The 18,195-nt window shown below is 43.9% G+C and carries 16 protein-coding genes; 14 read left to right on the forward strand and 2 right to left on the reverse strand.

Annotated features, from left to right (window positions below):
• The first annotated feature begins 170 nt into the window (after positions 1–170).
• From KQI39_RS06530 to KQI39_RS06575, 10 genes are all read left to right on the forward strand, one after another.
• Positions 171–1,154 carry a rod shape-determining protein gene (locus tag KQI39_RS06530; protein ID WP_216417305.1) on the forward strand — a complete coding sequence of 328 codons (984 nt, stop codon included), beginning with the start codon at positions 171–173 and terminating at the stop codon, positions 1,152–1,154.
• 50 nt (positions 1,155–1,204) lie between these two features.
• Positions 1,205–3,445 carry an SF1B family DNA helicase RecD2 gene (gene recD2 / locus KQI39_RS06535; protein ID WP_216417307.1) on the forward strand — a complete coding sequence of 747 codons (2,241 nt, stop codon included), beginning with the start codon at positions 1,205–1,207 and terminating at the stop codon, positions 3,443–3,445.
• 33 nt (positions 3,446–3,478) lie between these two features.
• Entirely contained in the window at positions 3,479–4,186 is a 708-nt protein-coding gene (locus KQI39_RS06540; RefSeq protein WP_253293091.1) for a ComF family protein, read from the forward strand.
• Between the two features lie 90 nt (positions 4,187–4,276).
• Positions 4,277–4,711 (forward strand): hypothetical protein, encoded by a 435-nt coding sequence (locus tag KQI39_RS06545; protein ID WP_148445036.1) that lies wholly within the window; start codon positions 4,277–4,279, stop codon positions 4,709–4,711.
• The gene (locus KQI39_RS06550; protein ID WP_148445035.1) at positions 4,708–5,814 is read left to right on the forward strand and encodes a hypothetical protein; all 1,107 of its coding nucleotides are present in this window, start codon (positions 4,708–4,710) and stop codon (positions 5,812–5,814) included. Before KQI39_RS06545 ends, KQI39_RS06550 begins: the two co-directional genes overlap by 4 nt.
• Before the next feature lie 36 nt (positions 5,815–5,850).
• Positions 5,851–6,735 (forward strand): diadenylate cyclase CdaA, encoded by an 885-nt coding sequence (gene cdaA / locus KQI39_RS06555; RefSeq protein ID WP_216417309.1) that lies wholly within the window; start codon positions 5,851–5,853, stop codon positions 6,733–6,735.
• Entirely contained in the window at positions 6,716–8,020 is a 1,305-nt protein-coding gene (locus KQI39_RS06560; protein WP_216417311.1) for a CdaR family protein, read from the forward strand. The genes cdaA and KQI39_RS06560 overlap by 20 nt, the downstream gene beginning before the upstream one ends.
• Positions 8,021–8,055: 35 nt before the next feature.
• Entirely contained in the window at positions 8,056–8,319 is a 264-nt protein-coding gene (locus KQI39_RS06565) for an HPr family phosphocarrier protein (protein ID WP_148445032.1), read from the forward strand.
• A gap of 50 nt (positions 8,320–8,369) precedes the next feature.
• Positions 8,370–11,156 carry a L,D-transpeptidase family protein gene (locus KQI39_RS17665; RefSeq protein WP_216417313.1) on the forward strand — a complete coding sequence of 929 codons (2,787 nt, stop codon included), beginning with the start codon at positions 8,370–8,372 and terminating at the stop codon, positions 11,154–11,156.
• A gap of 171 nt (positions 11,157–11,327) precedes the next feature.
• Positions 11,328–12,857 (forward strand): GH25 family lysozyme, encoded by a 1,530-nt coding sequence (locus KQI39_RS06575; protein ID WP_216417315.1) that lies wholly within the window; start codon positions 11,328–11,330, stop codon positions 12,855–12,857.
• A 65-nt stretch (positions 12,858–12,922) separates the two neighbouring features.
• Here KQI39_RS06575 and KQI39_RS06580 read toward each other — a convergent pair whose 3' ends face one another.
• Together KQI39_RS06580 and KQI39_RS06585 are read right to left on the reverse strand one after the other, a co-directional pair.
• Positions 12,923–13,261: an EamA family transporter gene (locus tag KQI39_RS06580; RefSeq protein WP_148445029.1), complete on the reverse strand. Its 339-nt coding sequence runs from the start codon at positions 13,259–13,261 to the stop codon at positions 12,923–12,925.
• On the reverse strand, positions 13,254–13,604 hold the full coding sequence (locus tag KQI39_RS06585) for an EamA-like transporter family protein (RefSeq protein WP_173761778.1): 351 nt from the start codon (positions 13,602–13,604) through the stop codon (positions 13,254–13,256). Before KQI39_RS06585 ends, KQI39_RS06580 begins: the two co-directional genes overlap by 8 nt.
• 171 nt (positions 13,605–13,775) lie before the next feature.
• On the opposite strand from KQI39_RS06585, the gene KQI39_RS06590 reads away from it, so the two are divergent.
• From KQI39_RS06590 to rffA, 4 genes are all read left to right on the forward strand, one after another.
• Positions 13,776–14,708, forward strand: a complete 933-nt coding sequence (locus tag KQI39_RS06590) for a glycosyltransferase family 2 protein (RefSeq protein ID WP_148445027.1) — start codon at positions 13,776–13,778, stop codon at positions 14,706–14,708.
• Positions 14,708–15,679 (forward strand): hypothetical protein, encoded by a 972-nt coding sequence (locus KQI39_RS06595; protein WP_216417317.1) that lies wholly within the window; start codon positions 14,708–14,710, stop codon positions 15,677–15,679. Before KQI39_RS06590 ends, KQI39_RS06595 begins: the two co-directional genes overlap by 1 nt.
• Positions 15,676–16,968: an ATP-grasp domain-containing protein gene (locus KQI39_RS06600; protein WP_216417319.1), complete on the forward strand. Its 1,293-nt coding sequence runs from the start codon at positions 15,676–15,678 to the stop codon at positions 16,966–16,968. Before KQI39_RS06595 ends, KQI39_RS06600 begins: the two co-directional genes overlap by 4 nt.
• Positions 16,969–17,046: 78 nt before the next feature.
• A complete protein-coding gene (gene rffA / locus KQI39_RS06605) occupies positions 17,047–18,177 on the forward strand; it encodes a dTDP-4-amino-4,6-dideoxygalactose transaminase (RefSeq protein WP_216417320.1) in 1,131 nt (376 codons plus the stop codon).
• The last annotated feature ends 18 nt before the right edge of the window (positions 18,178–18,195 follow it).

Here is an 18,195-nt window from a genome sequence, read left to right on the forward strand (position 1 = left end):
TAAAAGTCCTTTTCAATTCCGATGGTTTTGTATATAATGAAGTGCGGGAACTTTCCGGCAGATGCTGTGAGATTATGCAATATCTGCGGGAGAAAGATATAGAAGAGAGAACAGAACAAGTCAGAAGATGCGTTGGCAGAAGAACAGTGCAGACGCAGGCGGGAGGATTTATGCCGGCAAAAGATATCGGAATCGATCTGGGAACCAGAAACAGTCTGGTGTTTTCCACAGGCAGGGGAATCGTTTTGAGAGAGCCTTCTGTGGTTATTTATGATAAAGATACAGAGAAAATCAGAGCTATCGGAGAAGAGGCCAGACAGATGGCGGGACATCTGTCATCCAACATGGAAGTCATATGGCCGATCCGCAGAGGCGTGATTGTAGATTATAATGTAATGGAAAAGATGCTGAAATATTTTATTTCTCAGGCCATGGGACGGAGAGCTTTTCGGAAACCGAGGGTCAGCATCAGCGTGCCAAGCGGCATTACGGAAATTGAGCGTAAGGCTATGGAAGAAGCTGCATATCAGTCCGGAGCCAGGGCGGTTTTTCTTGTGGAAGAACCGATTGCTGCCGCAATTGGAGCAGGTGTGGATATCACCAAACCTTTTGGAAATCTGATTGTGGATATTGGGGCGGGAACTACGGATGTTGCGGTTATATCTGTAGGAGGCGTGGTAGTTTCTGCATCTGTGAAGGTTGCGGGAGATAATTTTAACCACGCAATTATGAATTATGTAAGAGAGAAGCACAGCCTTTTTATCGGAGAGGATGCTGCGGAGAACATTAAAATCAAAATCGGGACGGCCAGCGAAGAGGCAGATCTTAGGACTATGGAAGTAAAAGGCAGAAACATTATCACAGGACTTCCCAAAGTTGCCACACTGACTTCGGAAGAAATCCGTACTGCCCTGAGGGAAGCTACCGGACAGATTGTGGAAGCAGTTCATGGTGTCCTCGAAAAGACACCACCAGAACTGGCTGCAGATATTATGGACAGAGGAATTGTTCTTACAGGTGGTGGAGCTATGCTTCATGGCATGGATGCACTGATTGAACAGAAGACAGGTGTAAGCACGCTGACTGTGCAGGATGCCATGCTTGTGGTGGCTGCCGGAACAGGGAAATATGCGGAAATCATGTCGAGAATGTAAAGGTTAAGGCGCTGCAGCAGCAGTGCCTTTTGCTTATAAAGGAGAAGAAAATGAGCGAAACAGTTACAGGATATATAGATCATGTGATTTTCCGGAATGATGATAATGGATATACGGTTATGGTGCTGAAGGGGATGGAAGAGGAACAGGAGCTTACCTGTGTGGGAACATTTCCTGCAATTACGCAGGGAGCGTCCATTGAGGCGACGGGAAATTATATCACCCATCCGGTATATGGCAAGCAGTTTCAGATTTCCTCCTATACAGAAAAAATGCCGGAAGATGCGCTGGCAATGGAGAGATATCTGGGATCCGGAGCAATCAAGGGAATTGGTGCGGCACTTGCGGCAAGGATCGTGCGACGCTTCGGGAATGATACCATGCGGATTGTGGAGGAAGAACCGGAGCGGCTGGCGGAGATTAAAGGCATCAGTGAGAAGAAGGCACTGGAGATCGCCGAACAGATGACAGAAAAGGCAGATATGCGCCGGGCCATGGTTTTTCTGCAGAAATATGGAATATCACTGAATCTGGGAGCGAAGATTTACCAGAAATACGGCCAGTCTGTATATGGAGTTCTTCAGGAAAATCCATATCGCCTTGCAGAGGATATCAGCGGTGTGGGATTTCGAATTGCAGATGAGATTGCTTCCAGAATCGGCATCCATACAGATTCAGATTACAGAATCCGAAGTGGAATGTTGTATACTCTCCTACAGGCTTCCGGGGAAGGACATATTTACCTTCCAAAAGAGGAGCTTTTTTCCAGGGCATCCAAACTTCTGGGGGTGGACGTTTCCTACATGGAGAAACATCTCATGGATATGGTTGTGGACCGGAAACTGATTCTGAAGGAAACCGAAGAAGGGATAGTGGTTTATCCTACACAATATTATTATCTGGAACTGAATTCTGCAAAAATGTTATGTGAACTGAACATTCTCTGTCCGGAAGATGAGCAGATGATGAAAAAACGGATCTCCAGAATTGAAAAAGAGACAGGGACAGAACTGGACGAGATGCAGAAACAGGCGGTAGCATCTGCTGCCCAGCATGGATTGTTTATTCTTACAGGAGGCCCCGGAACCGGAAAAACAACCACAATCAATGCAATTATCCGGTATTTTGAAGAAGAAGGGGCAGAGTTGCGTCTTGCGGCACCTACCGGCCGTGCTGCAAAAAGAATGACCGAAGCCACCGGCTATGAGGCGCAGACCATTCACCGTCTTTTGGAACTGAATGGACTTCCCGAAGGAGAACAGGAGGGAAGAGCGGTTCATTTTGACCGTAATTCTGAGAATCCTTTGGAAGCAGATGTTATTATTATTGATGAAATGTCCATGGTGGATATTTCTTTGATGTATTCGCTTCTTCTTGCGGTAACTGCAGGAACCAGGCTGATTTTGGTAGGGGATGAGAATCAGCTGCCAAGCGTGGGACCAGGAAATGTGCTGAGGGATATTATACGCAGCGGGTGTTTTCCGGTGGTTGAGCTGAAGAAGATTTTCCGGCAGGCATCAGAGAGCGATATCGTAGTAAATGCTCACAAAATTAACCGCGGTGAACAGGTCACCATCAACAACAAAAGCCGGGATTTCTTTTTCCTGAAACGGTATGACGCAGATATTATTATCCGGGTAGTAATTGCTCTGATTCAGGAAAAACTTCCCCGCTATGTGGATGCCAAACCTTACGAAATTCAGGTCCTGACCCCTATGCGGAAAGGCCTTCTGGGAGTGGAAAGGCTGAATCAGATTCTTCAGAGATATCTGAATCCGCCGGATGAGAAGAAAAAAGAAAAAGAAATCGGGCAGCGCCTTTTCCGCGAAGGTGACAAGGTAATGCAGGTGAAGAACAACTATCAGCTGGAATGGGAGATTCTCGGAAGATATAAGATACCGGTTGACAAAGGTGTCGGGGTATTTAACGGAGATACCGGTATCATGACAGAAATCAATGAGTTTGCGGAAACCGCAACGGTGGAATTTGAGGATGGACGTCAGGCACAGTATTCATTCAAACAGCTGGAAGAACTGGAACTTGCCTATGCGGTTACCATACATAAGTCCCAGGGTTCAGAATATCCGGCAGTGATTCTTCCGATACTTTCCGGACCGAGAATGCTGATGAACAGGAACCTTCTGTATACAGCAGTAACCAGAGCGCGGAAATGTGTTACAGTGGTTGGAAGTGAGAATACCTTTGCGGAGATGATCCGTAACGAGAAACAGCAGCAGAGATATAGTTCCCTGGATAAGAGAATCCGGGAACTGGACGAATTGGAAGCTTAAGCAGGAGAGCGCCATCGGGGAGAAAGGACTTTCTTGAAAAAAACAGCAGAAATTCTACTGGATATGCTTTATCCGAAAAAGTGTCCTCTGTGTCATCAGATACTGAAAGAAAAGAACAGTCTGGTCTGTCCGGACTGCTTCCAAAAAGCCATACCAATGAAGGAACCTCTGTGCATGAAATGCGGAAGACCGGTAAGGATGGAAGAAGAATACTGCCAGGACTGCAGAAGCGGGGTTCATCATTTTACAGAAGGAAGAAGTATTTTTCCCTATGGGGAAATCTGGCGTCAGTCACTGGTACGGTTCAAGTATTATGGATGTCGGGAATACGGAGACTTCTACGCAAAAGCCATAAGTATTTATGGAAGAAAATATCTGGAACGCTGGAAACCGCAGCTGATTGTGCCTGTACCCCTGCATTCCAGAAAGAAACGGATGAGAGGGTTCAACCAGGCGGCATATCTTGCAGAGAGGGTCAGCCGTTTTACGGGAATTCCGTGGAGTGACAATCTGGTAATTAAGATCCGGAACACGAAATCCCAGAAAAAACTCAATGCGTCCCAGAGGAAGAAAAACCTCAGAAACGCATATCTGGTAACCCGGAAAATTACCGGTTTTTCTGTACTGGTGGTGGATGATGTTTATACAACAGGAAGCACAATGGATGCCATGGCAATGTGTCTTCAGGAGGCAGGAGCAAAGGATGTTTATTTCCTTACAGTATGCGCTGGAAGGGCGTGAAAGAGCCGAAAAAACACTTTTCATAGGTAGGGAACTATGCTACAATAAATTTGATTGCAGTTAAATAAGAAAGCTTATGAGGAGTTATTTATGGTAAATGAAGAAAAGGTGAAGATCATGAATCGTCTTGCCATGTATGAGCATGGAGAAGGCAGGAAATATCTTCCGGTAAGCAGGTTTTACCGGAGTGATTATATTGGTCTTGCACTGATCAAAAATTTCTTTCTGGTAACCATCGGTTATGTGCTGCTGCTTGCCGGAATTGCTGCGTATTTCAGTGAATATCTTATGGACAATGTGAATAAGATTAATCTGGTTGCAGTAGGAATTTATGTGATAGTCGGTTACCTGATCGTACTTATTGCGTATTCAGTACTGACCTACATCCAGTATTCTGTGAAATATTACCGTGCCAAGAAGAGCGTAAAGGAATATTATCAGGATCTTACCAGACTGGAAAAAATCTACGGACGGGAAGAGAAAAGAACTCCTGCCCGGAGAAATGCAGGAGGACACAGAAAATGACAGCTTTACTTGAAATGAAACAGAATATCAAGAGATTTTATGGACAATATGAAGTATATATACTGCCGGTTCTGAAGTTTGCCCTGGCATTTGTCTATTTTCTCTGGATTAACAGCAACATGGGCTATATGAAACAGCTGGATAATATTTTTGTAATCCTGATTCTGGCACTGGTTTGTTCAATCCTTCCCACATCAGTAATGATGTTTATCGGATTTGCGATGATGATCGGACACTGTTATGCAGTAAGTGTTGAAGTTGCGGGATTTATGCTGGTGCTGATTCTTTTTATGATGATTTTGTTCCTGAGATTCAGCAAATCACAGAATCTGGTGCTGATTCTGACACCACTTTCCTTTGGGTTCAGCGTTCCGGCCCTTCTTCCGTTAAGTGCAGGTTTGCTTGGCAGCGCTGTTTCAGCACTTCCGGCAGGATGTGGAGTGGTGATTTATTATTTTATCCGTTTTGTTCATGCACAGTCTGCGGCGCTTAGTGATCAGGGAACGGAGATTGCAGAGAAATTGAAACTGCTTTCTGACGGACTTGTCCAGAACTGGGCAATGTGGATTACCGTAATTGCATTTGTTGTAGTTGTTCTGTTGGTGAACCTTCTCAGAACGAGGGCTTTTGACTATGCATGGAGAATCGCAATCATTGCCGGAGGCGTGACATATATTCTGATTATCCTTGCCGGAGATTTTTGCCTTGATGTGACCGTATCCATGATACCGATGATCGTTTCCACCGTGGCTTCGGTTCTTGTTGGATTTGTGCTGGAATTTTTTGTATTTGGCGGAGATTACAGCAGAACAGAACGGCTGGAATATGAAGATGACGAATATTATTACTACGTAAAGGCTGTTCCGAAGGCTTCCGTATCAACTTCTGAGAGAAGTATCAAGAAGATTAACGCAGAGCCTGTACGGGAAGAAAAGAAGAAAGAAGACAGGGTAGTTTTCAGGGATGAGGATTTTTCAGAACGTAAAGATCCCAGAACCGTATCAAGAATGGAAAATTTTGAAAATACAGTAAGTGAGAAACCACAGGAAATTGATGAGATTGATTTCGAAAAACAGCTGGAAGAATCACTGAAAGACCTTTAAAAATTTTAGGAAGATCAGAAAGAAAGGAGGAGACTTATGCAGAATACACTGTCAGTTCTGGCCGGATATCTTGGGAAAATTTCACTTCCGGGGCTTGGTGTGATTGATATTATTGAGATTGGACTGATTTCTTTCTTTGTATATCAGTTTATGGCTTGGATTAAATTTACACGGGCATATACGCTTCTTAAGGGTATTCTGATAGTCCTTGGTTTTATTCTGATCGCCTACATTTTCAAAATGAATACAATCCTGTGGATTTTCCGGAACCTGGCCAATGTGCTGGTGATTGGTGTAATTGTAATTTTTCAGCCGGAGCTGCGGCGTGCCCTGGAACAGCTGGGACAGAAAAAAATTGTTTCCACAATTATTCCCTTTGATACCGGAAAAGAAGTACAGGAACGTTTTAACGATAAGACCATTAACGAGCTGGTTAAGGCATGCTTTGATATGGGTGAAGTTAAGACCGGTGCACTGATTGTTATTGAGGAAGAAATACGTCTGGATGAATATGTGCGTACAGGTATTAATATTGACGGTATTCTTACCAGTCAGCTTCTGATCAATATTTTTGAGCATAATACTCCGCTTCACGATGGTGCCGTAATTGTCCGTGGCAACCGTGTGGTTGCGGCAACCTGTTATCTGCCTCTTTCTGATAATATGGAACTGAGTAAACAGCTGGGAACAAGACACAGAGCTGGTGTGGGAATCAGTGAGGCTACAGATTCCCTTACAATCATTGTTTCAGAGGAAACCGGACAGGTTTCCGTTGCACAGGGAGGAGAACTCTCCAGGGGGCTTAACAGCAAACAGCTTCGTGGAGTTCTGGTTGCAGCTCAGAATAAGAAAGTGGTTGACAACAGCAAACTGCGAAATCTGCTGAAAGGGAGAGTGAAACATGAAGAAAAATCTGACTAAAAACATCCCTTTGAAAATTATGTCCGTCATTGTGGGCATTCTTGTATGGCTGATCGTGGTAAATGTTGATGATCCTATTGTCACAAAAGGTTTTGTGATTTCCGATGTACAGATTATCAATGAGGCTTATGTAGATCAGCTTGGTGAAATGGTTATGCAGGATGACAGCGAAAATACCGTACGTGTATATATTACGGGATCCCGTAAGACTGTAAACCGTATTACCTCAAGTGATATTAAGGCAGTTGCAGATCTGCAGCAGGCACAGTCTACAGATACCGATCCGGTGATGATTCCCATTACAGCCACCTGTTCCGGAATTCTTGCGGAAAATATCCGGGTGTCACCACAGAATCTCAGCGTACATCTCGAAAAAAAGGTGACCAAGGAGTTTGCGATCAATGTAAGCAGTGGAGACAGTAAGCCGGCACAGGGACTGGAAATTGCTTCACTTACAGCTAACCCGGAAAAAGTCAGGGTTACAGGACCGGAGTCACTTGTTGGTAAAATAGATAGTGTGAGCGTAGACGTGAGCTCCAAAGTTGATGGAATTGATCAGGATACAACGATCACCAACGCGGAGTTGACGATTACGGATAAGAATCAGGATACCCTTTCATCCAATTCCATGAGTTATCTGAAATTTGACAACAACGGAAAAGTGAATGTCACCGCAAAACTTTGGAAGGTGCGTTCCGATATTCGCATCAGTGCAGGATATACCGGAGAACCGGCAGAAGGTTATGTGGTGGACAGTGTTACGACTGTGCCGGAGACGTTCAGCGTAGCCGGAAGCGAGGAGGCTCTGAATAATCTGAAACTTCAGGGAAATACCATCTATCTCGACAGCGAGAATGTGGATATTTCAGGAAAAAGTAATGATGTAGAGAAAAAAGTTAATCTGTCAGAGCTCCTTCCAGATGGACTGAAACTGACATCAGGCTCCAGCGCCGATCTCTGGATTACCGTGAATATCCTGCCGGAAGGCAGTAAGATATACAGTTTCCCGACGGAGGATATTAAAGTAAAAGGTCTGTCGGATAATCTTCAGCTGGCGTTTGAAGTTGCGGATATAGAGCTGAAGGTTCAGGCAGAAGACGGAGATCTGTCGAAGTTTGATCTGAAATCGGTGGGTGCGGTTCTTTCCATGGACGACTGGGAAGAAGGAAGCTATGAAGTGCCGATTAAGATCAGTCTTCCGGATGGATATAAGCTTCTGGAAGATGTAACCGCAGAGATCAAGATCTCCAAAGTTTCCAATGTGGACAGTGGAAACAGTCAGTAACAGATAAGAAACACTATACAAGGGAGACATTCGTAATGTTAAGTTATCAGGTAACGGTCAGAAACCCATCAGGGCTTCATCTCCGCCCCGCAGGGCTCTTATGCGGCGAGGCAATAAAATATAAATCTTCCATAACATTTCAGCATGACGGTGGCACGGCGAATGCCAAGAGTGTGCTGAGTGTACTGGGAGCCTGTGTAAAAAGGGGAGATGAGATTACCCTGATCTGCGATGGTGAGGATGAGCAGGCGGCGCTTGATGCGCTTGTGGCTCTTATTGAGAGCGGATTGGGCGAATGATACGGTAACAATATCAATCATTAACAGCAGCATGAGTAGGAGGGATTATTGTGAAGAGAAGAGTTGTGGCAATCGTGCTCAGCCTTACGTTGTGCATGGGTGGTACACTGGAAGCCGGAGCTGCAGCTTTGGGCAGCGCACAGGTGCAGGCGGCAGAGACTGGCACAGACGTGACAGCGGACAGTTTTGGTGATGAAGCAGAAACTGTACAGCAGCCTCAGACAGAAGAGGAACAGACAGATACGGCAGAGGAAGATGGAACTGCAGATATATCAGGGGACACAGTAGAGACCCCGGATATTACAGAGACTCCGGATGTGACAGAAACACCGGATATCACAGAGACTCCGGATATTACAGAAACACCGGAAGCAGATACAACAACTCCGGCGGATGAATTCAGTGCAGGAGAAGTGCAGGAACTGGAAGATCCGTCTGTAAAAGATACAAAAACACAGAATACCGATGACGGAGCTACAGCGGCAGTCGTTTCGGAGGGTGCAGAGCTTGTAGATGGTGTGGTTATTGCCAAGAGCAGTGACTGGGAATCTGACAGCATGGGATTCAGACTTCTCAAAAAGACAGCTTCTGATGAGGTGGTACCGGCAACAGAATCCGGAAATCAGACAGAAGAACAGACGGACAGCAGCACGGAAGAAACTCCGGCAGCCGTTTCCGAGGATGCAGCTGACAGCAGTGATACAACAGATTCAGCAGAAACAACAGAAACAACAGAAACAGAAAATACACAGGAGGCTGTACAGCCGGAAGTTTCAACAGAAACAGCTGAAGAGACCGAAAATGCTTCAGTTGAAAATCTGGCTCTGGATAATGGTGAAGCAACAGAGGCAGCAGAATCTGATTCAACCGTTGCAACTACGGAAAAGAGTTATTTTACATCAGCAGATGGTCTTCTGAAAATCAATACCGATGGCCATGTCGGATATTATCTTTTCAATGAAAAAGGATATCTGATGACAGGACGTGTAACACGGGAGCCAGGCGTAGATGGTTACACCGGAACCAAGAAAGTAGAATGGTACCTTCTTGAGAAGGATAAAGCAACTCTGTATGCAGGATGTGAAGACCAGGCGATCACACCATGGACCTCCAATCTTGGACAGCAGCAGAGAAAATACTGGCTGTGGACAGGAACAACTTTCCGCTATTACAGTTCAGCCGGCAATTATATGACGGTAGAAGAATGTAATATTTACGGAAAAGTCTATAAAATTGGAAGTGCCTATTATACACTTGCAAAAAATGGTGCGCCGCGTGTTGGTATCATTAAACTGACAACCGGTTCTACGACTTATGAATATTACTTTAAACCGGCATCCAAGAGTGGAGAGATTCCAGGAAAACTTTTCTACGGCGGATGGACCTATGTGCTGAACAGTAAGAAGGAAAAACGTTTCATTTACTGCAGCCCGAAGTCATCCACACGTGGACAGATCATGAAACATGGTGTTTATGTATCCAAGGTAATGTCCAAGAAATATCTGTATATGCTGAATTCCAGCGGCTATGTTATGAAGAGCACAATGGCAAAGGCCGCAAACAAGAATAATGCATATTATATTACAGACAGCAAAGGCCGTGTAATCAAACAGAAACTCGTCAAATATAAAAATGGATACAGATATTACTTCGGAAGTGATGGAAAGAGAGTTACCTGGAAAAACTGCTGGCACAGCTGTCCGGGAGCTTCCAACAAGATTTATTATTTTGGAAGTACTCCGGGAAGAGTTGTTGAAAAGCACGGATGGCAGAAAGTGACCGATACAAAGGGTAAATTCTTCGGCTGGTTCTACTTTGACAGCAAGGGAAATCATTATAAGAGTCAGATGCTGACAGCAAAGAGCTCCGGAAAGAGCTATTACTTTAACAGCACAGGACAGCTGGTAGGTGGTAAAACCAAAATTGGCAGCAAATATTACTTCTTTGCTACTTCAGATTCCAAGAACCATCGTGGATGGATGTACAAGAATACACTGATCCGTTATCAGAATAAGTGGTACTATGCAGACAAGAACGGTGTCCTGAAAAAGAGCGGATGGCAGAAATCCGGAAAATACTGGTATTATTTCAGCAATTATACAGCAGTAACCAATAAATCCATGAAACGTGGTTCTGTAAACGGTTATCTGGACAGCCAGGGACGTTTTTCAACAGGATGGGTAATTTTCAGCGATTACTATGATCAGGTAAAATATATCGATCCGGATACAGGTTCCAAATATCTGACCAATACAAAACGCTGGATTGATGGTAAACTCTATTACTTTGATAAGAACGGATACCGTCGTAACGACCTTACTTCTATTTATAAGGGACCGTATTATCTGGAAGTAGATAAGACCAATGGTGTTATGACTGTTTATACAGATTCCAGCAAGAAGATTCCGGTTAAGACAATCCGTGTTTCTGTAGGTCTTGCCGCAACACCGACATGGGATGGTACATACAGACTGAGCCGTAGCCTGAGATGGCAGCCGCTGATGGGACCGTCCTGGGGACAGTATGGAACACATGTTGACGGATGCGGACAGGGTGGTATTTTCATTCATTCTGTAGCTGGTGCAACAAAGAGTGTTTACAATCTTCCGGCAGGAGAATATCTGAAACTTGGTCAGCCGGCATCTCATGGATGCATCCGTACCTGTGTTGCAGATGCAAAATGGGTATATGAGAATTGTAATGGTTCTACAATCCATATTTACAGCAGTGGTAAATACAGCAGCAACGAATCCTTCAAGGGACCGTTAGGCCGCAGACCACTTGCCACATTCCGCGGAGATGGAAGTTTTGACCCGACCGACCCGGAAGTGCCGTGATTTTGAATATCTATTAAGTAAATAACAGAAGGCCGGTGATCAGCCAGTGAGCTGACACCGGCCTTCTTTATGCCATCAGAAAATACTTGGCAATAAGTCTTTACTTTCCATTTTATGGCGGTATAATAAATTCATCTGACAACTGATTATGATGATGGGAAAGGAACGAAGATGAAAAACTGGAAAAGATGGCTGGCAGCAGGGTGTATGGCAGCATTGTTAGGGATCGGAACAATGGGGACTACAGCGATGGCAATGGGTGGCGGTGGAGTGGACCGCAGTGATGCCGTTGCTGAGGAAGAACGAATTGAGAAAGTTCCCAGTGGAAAAGCAACACAGAATTCCACAACCAGTTCCAAAGCATGGAAGAAAATCAACGGTGTTTGCTATAATGGAAGCGGGCAGAAGCTGGAAGGAGCAATTACAAGAGGCATCGATGTTTCTGAATGGCAGGACACCATTAACTGGAGTAAGGTGAAAAATGATAATGTGGACTTTGCGTTTGTAAGGATTTCCTACGGATTAAATCATCTGGATAAGACCTACGATTATAATATGAAACAGACAGAAAAAGTAGGGCTTCCAGTGGGAACTTATGTATATAGCCTTGCAACTACCACACAGCAGGCGATGAAAGAAGCACAGCTTGCGATTAAAAAAATGGACGGATATAAAGTTTCTTATCCGGTAGTGTTTGATATTGAGTATGAAAAAATGCGAAGCCTTTCTGCATCCCAGATTGCAAGTATTGCCAGAGCATTTTGCAATGAGATCAAAAAAGCAGGATATTATCCGATGATCTACTGCAACACAGACTGGTATGACAATAAGCTTGACTGGAGTAAAATGACCGGTTATGATGTCTGGCTTGCGAGATATGGCGACAAGATTCTTGCACCAGACAAGAAAAAATACAAATACACAATCTGGCAGGCAACGGATGGTGATGGTGGCGGATATCTGAAGACAACCAAGGGACTGATCAGTGGAATTCCAAGTTATTCTACGGTAGATGTTGATTTCGGATATGTGGATTACACAAAAAAAATTACTCCAAGATGGCATGCACAGAGCAGCTATAAAGCCTCTACAAAACCGGATACTTCCTCCGGAAAAACCGGATGGTACACAGAAAACGGAAAAAAATTCTATTATCTGAACGGTGTTAAGAAAACCGGCTGGGTTACCGTAAGTGAAAAAACCTATTATATCAATAAAACAAATGGAATGTACAAAAGTAAAAAAATTACGGATTCCAAAAATGTGGTGAGATATGTAGACAAATACGGTGTGATGGTAAAGAGCAGGTGGATAACCGTAAGTGGTAAGAAATACTACTTTGACAAAACCGGAAAAGCGTTAAAAGGCATGAAAAAAGTAGGCAAGAATTACTACTATTTCCAGACAAAATATGGTTATATGATGAAATATGTAAGGTATATGAACAGCAATGATGATGTCTATTATTTTGGGGGGGATGGCATCATGGTTAAGAGTGTATTTTATACATGGAGCGGAAATAATGAAAAACATACTTATTATTTCATGTCGGATGGAAAAATGTGCAGATCCTGGCTGACACTTAATGGAAAGAGCTATTATTTTGATCCGGATACAGGAATTATGTATAGAGACTGTACTCTGAAGATAAAAGGCAAGAACTATACCTTCAATTCCAAAGGTGTATGCACAACGAAATAAAAAACAGCAGTAAAAAAAATGGCAGTGCAATCCGCAACTGCCATTTTTTTGTCTGTCATGGAAAATTATAAGGTATAAACCAGAATTCCTACAATAATAATCAGATTTCCGATGATTTTTCCGCGGGTAATTTTTTCCTTCAGGATGCGCCAGGAAAAAATCAGTACAAAGACATAAGCGGCCGTATCAATCACAGGCCCGAACTTCATGTCGACTTTGGTATAACACCAGGTATTTAAAAGAAGGACCCCGAAAAAAATGCCATAGGCCAGGATGACTCTCCAGTTCAGGTATTCCCTGAGAGGATTTTTGTAAGTGATATTGGCGCTCTGTTTCAGAAGAACCTGTGAAATTGCGGAAAAAAAGGTTCCTGCCAACATAATCAGCATAAAAGTTCTATTCATATCTCTGCACCGTCCAGACTCCGATTAGAACAATCAGGATACCGATAATGTTCTGAATCGACAGATTTTCGTGAAAAATGATCACAGCCCATACCTGGGACCACAGGAGATAGACGCTTTTGTTTGCGTAGGCTGTGGAAAGGGAAAATTTTTTGATTACCTGCTGCCATGCAATGGCGTAAATTCCACAGTTTGCAATCATAAGAAAAAGAAATACATAGAGAAGCGGGCTGGTAAGCCCTTCTTTATTATAATAAACCGATGCAAATTTGGAAAAAACGCTGGTAAGAGAAAACAGCAGGATATTCAGATGAAGCTGAATATAATCTTTGAGTTTTGTCATGTTTCCTCCATATAAAATAAGTTTTGGAATGCGATAGCTGATAATCAATATAGCGCATTCGCCTGCTTTATGCAAGAAAATGTTTGAGCAATGTAACGGTTTACAACAGGAATTGAAAATGATAAGATTAAACGATAAGTGTCAACTGATACAAAAGAGAGGGAAAAAACTATGTGTCTATATTCAGTGGTTGTTCCTGTATACAATTCAGAACATACGCTGCAGGAACTGTACACTCGCCTGGAAAAAGTTTTCCGGGAAACAATAAAAGAAGAATTTGAACTGATTCTGGTAGATGACGGATCGAAGGATCGTTCTTTTGAGGTGATGAAAGAACTTCGTGATAAGGATTCCCGTGTGAAAATCATCCAGATGGCAAGGAATTTTGGTCAGCATCCGGCACTTCTGTGCGGATTTGCCCATGCAAAAGGGGAGTTCATTGTAACCATGGATGATGACCTTCAGCATCAGCCGGAAGAACTTCCGAAGATGATCAATGTCATGAACGAGCGGGATGATGTGGATGTGATCATTGCAAGTTATGAAGGCCGGAAACATAACCTGATCCGTAAGCTTGGAACCAAATTATCTGTCTGGGCTACTTCCAAAATGCTTGGAAAAGACCCGGATCTTCAGATCACCAGCTACCGCCTGATCCGCCGCTTTCTGGTAGAAGCCATGCTGAAGACCAATACATATCTTCCGCAGATCGGCAATCTTCTGGTTTTAAGCTCCAATCGAATTATCAATGTGCCGGTACAGCATGCAGCCCGTGCCTATGGAAAGAGCGGATATTCTTTCCGCCGTCTTGTGAAAGACCTGATTTATGATATCACAGCCCATACGGCATTTCCGCTTCTTATGGTGCGGAATATCGGAATCGCAAGTTTTCTGGTAAGCCTTTGCCTGGCGATTTACTATCTGGTTCGCTATTTTATGTTCGGAATCTCTGTGGAAGGATGGACATCCCTGATGCTGGTAATGCTGGCATTCTTTGGGCTGACGCTGCTTTCCATCGGAATTATCGGAATTTATCTTATGAATATCCTCAATGAGGCGAAGAAGATGCCACATTATGTAATCCGTCAGGAGGAAACAGACTGATGAAAAAAGAAATCGGCGGTTACTTGGAGCTGGAGGAATCTACAGGCCAGGGATATTATCCGGGACTTTTGGGAGTAAACCTTGGAAGAACCGCACTTCTCTGGCTGATGGAAGCCCGAAACTGTAAAAAAATTTATCTTCCCACGTATCTTTGTGATTCTGTAACCGGAGCCTGTGAGAAAACAGAAGCGGAAATTGAATTTTATCATATGGATGAAAAATTACGTCCGCTTCTTCCAGAAAAAAAGCTTCCGGAGGGCGAATATCTCTACCTTGTAAATTACTACGGACAGCTTAAAGATGACAGAATCCGGGAATATAAGGAAATTTACGGAAACATTATCGTGGATCATACCCATGCGTTTTTTCAGAAACCGCTGCCAGGGGTGGATACTTTGTACTCCTGCCGGAAATTTCTGGGAGTCAGCGACGGGGCGTATCTGTCAACAGATGCGAGAATGAATCTGGAAGAGAAACCGCTGGATCATTCTATGAAAAGGCTTGAGCACATTTTGGGCCGATATGAGTATGATGCCGGTACTTTTTACCAGAAGATGCTGGACAATGCGGCAGACTATCATGAAATGGAAATCCGCCGCATGTCACGGCTGACCGGAAATCTTCTCCGCTCCATGGATTATCCTTATATAAAAGCAAAAAGAGAAGAAAATTATCATCTGCTGGCAGAACTTCTTCCGTCAGAAAGTATTTTTAATGAAAAGGTTCCGGAAGGGCCTTTTGCCTATCCCTATTATCATAAGGATGGACTGGCACTTCGAAAATGGCTGGCCGGACGGAAGATTTTTGTGCCGATTTACTGGCGGAATATTATTGATCATTTTGGTGAAGATACCATGGAATATGACTGGGCCGCCAATGTCCTTCCGCTGCCCTGCGATCAGAGATACGGAGAGGAAGAAATGCGTTACATTGCAGATTCCATAAGAGAATGGGAGGAAACAAAAGCATGAAACACCGACTGCTGATACTGGGAACTCTGGGTGAGTTTGTACAGCTTGTACGTAAAGCCAGGGAAAAAGGATACTATACCATTGTCTGTGACGGATATCCGGATGGCCCTGCAAGAGAATTTGCGGACGAAGCGTATCAGATTCCGGTAACAGACACGGAAAAAATTGCGGAACTTTGCCGGGAAAAAGAGATTGACGGGATCATTACGTCTTTTTCTGACCTGCTTCTGGAATGTATGGTAAAAATTGCAGACAGGGCAGGGCTTCACTGCTATCTGAAACCGGAACAGTTGCCATGGTACCGTGATAAATCCCGGACAAGGGAACTTCTTCAGGAACTGGGACTGCCAACCCCCGGATTTCAGAAAATCCCTACGGCAGTGCTGAAAGATCCGGACAGAAAGTTAAGGCTTAAGGAGCTGCTTAAGGGACTTCGCTACCCGGTAGTCAGCAAGCCTCTGGATAAATACGGTTCCCGTGGAATTTATATATCTGAAAATCTGGAAGAACTTATAAAAGCAGCAGAAAAAACAGCGGAATTTTCTGATATGCCGGAGATTCTTGTGGAAGAATATAATGACGGCTATGAATTTAATATGATGACCTGGGTCAGAAATGGAAAGGTGCATGTAATCAGCATTGCAGACCGCGAAAAAACATCCGTCGCAAAAGGGGAAATTCCTATCAGTACAAGAAATGTTTATCCATCCAGACTGATGTCAGAAGTGGAAAAACCTGCAACGGAACTTCTCCAGGCATATGTGGAAAAAACAGGCCAGAAAGAAGGCGCACTTTCCATGCAGTTTTTCTGGAAACCGGGAGAGGGGATTCAGGTCTGTGAGATTGCGGCCCGTTTTTTCGGATACGAACATGAACTTACCGATATGGTATACGGATTTAATATGGAAGAATTTCTTCTGGCTTCGCTGTATGACCAGGAAAAACTTGATCATATGCTGACAGAACATAATGTTCATAAGCCGCAATGCTGCGGAGCCGTGATCTATTTTCAGGGAAGGCTGCTGACAATTGCAGATCAGTCTGCGGCTGTCCAGCTGGGACAGAAAAAAGAAGTGCAGAAGCCGTGGATTTTTTATGAAGAAGGGGAAACCGTGATTGAACATGGCCCCAACCCATATCTGGCTCTGTACTATGTAAAAACAGAAAACAGACAGGAAATGGACCGTCTGACACAGGAATTTTACCGGGATATGCATATTTTGGATTCTTACGGAAAAGAAGTTGCATATCAGAACCAGATTCCCGATTATACACCGGCAGAAAAATAGGCATTGAATTTGCAACATGAGTGTGAGAAAATGGAATGTACAGTTAATGTAGAAAAATAGAAAATAAAGAGGAAATACATGATTGATTTTAACAGACCTGCGTTTACAGGCAAGGAATTCGAGTATATCCAGGATGCGGTGAACCGAGGAATGCTCTGCGGTGACGGAATCTATACCAAGAAATGTTCCGCATGGATGGAAGAACGTTTTCATGTGGGTCATGTGATGCTTACGACCTCCTGTACCCATGCACTGGAAATGGCGGCGTTTCTTGCGGACATCCATCCGGGAGATGAAGTAATCATGCCGTCTTACACTTTTGTGTCAACAGCAGATGCTTTTGTACTGCGCGGAGCGAAGATTGTGTTTGTGGATATCCGTCCGGATACCATGAACATTGATGAAAAACTGATCGAACAGGCGATCACAGAAAAAACCAGAGCAATTGTTCCAGTTCACTATGCGGGAGTTGCCTGTGAGATGGATACAATTATGGATATTGCCAGACGGCATAATCTGAAGGTTGTGGAAGATGCAGCTCAGGGTGTGGACGCCTACTATAAAGGAAAAGCACTGGGAACCATCGGAGATTTTGGCTGCTACAGCTTCCATGAGACGAAGAATTACACAATGGGAGAGGGCGGTGCAATTCTGTTCAATGGGGATCAGTATCAGGAAAAAGCTGAGATTCTCAGAGAAAAAGGAACAGACCGCAGCAAATTTTTCCGCGGGCAGGTGGATAAATACCGCTGGATGGATTATGGGTCTTCGTATCTGCCCAGTGAACTGAATGCTGCATATCTTTATGCTCAGCTGGAACAGCACAAAAAAATCAGTGATAAGAGAATGCAGATTTATAACTTCTATAATGAAAATCTGAAATTTCTTGCGGAGGAAGGCAAGATCGAACAGCCCTACGTTCCGGAAGAATGCACGCACAATGCACATATGTATTATATTAAAGTACAGGATATCAAGGTGCGTACCAGACTTCTGAAATATCTCCGTGAAAAAGAAATCTGCAGCGTGTTCCATTATGTGCCCCTTCATTCCGCACCTGCGGGAAAAAAATTCGGAAGATTTTCCGGGGAGGATGTTTATACAACAAAAGAAAGTGAACGTCTGATGCGCCTTCCCATGTTCTATAACCTGGATATGGAGGATGCGAAGAAAGTCGTTGATGCCATTGCTTCTTTTGATGGCTTCTGATAAGAGAAGGGATAAATT

The sequence above is a fragment of the Blautia sp. MSJ-36 genome (assembly GCF_018917985.1).
In the GTDB taxonomy this organism is placed as follows: Bacteria; Bacillota; Clostridia; order Lachnospirales; family Lachnospiraceae; genus Blautia_A.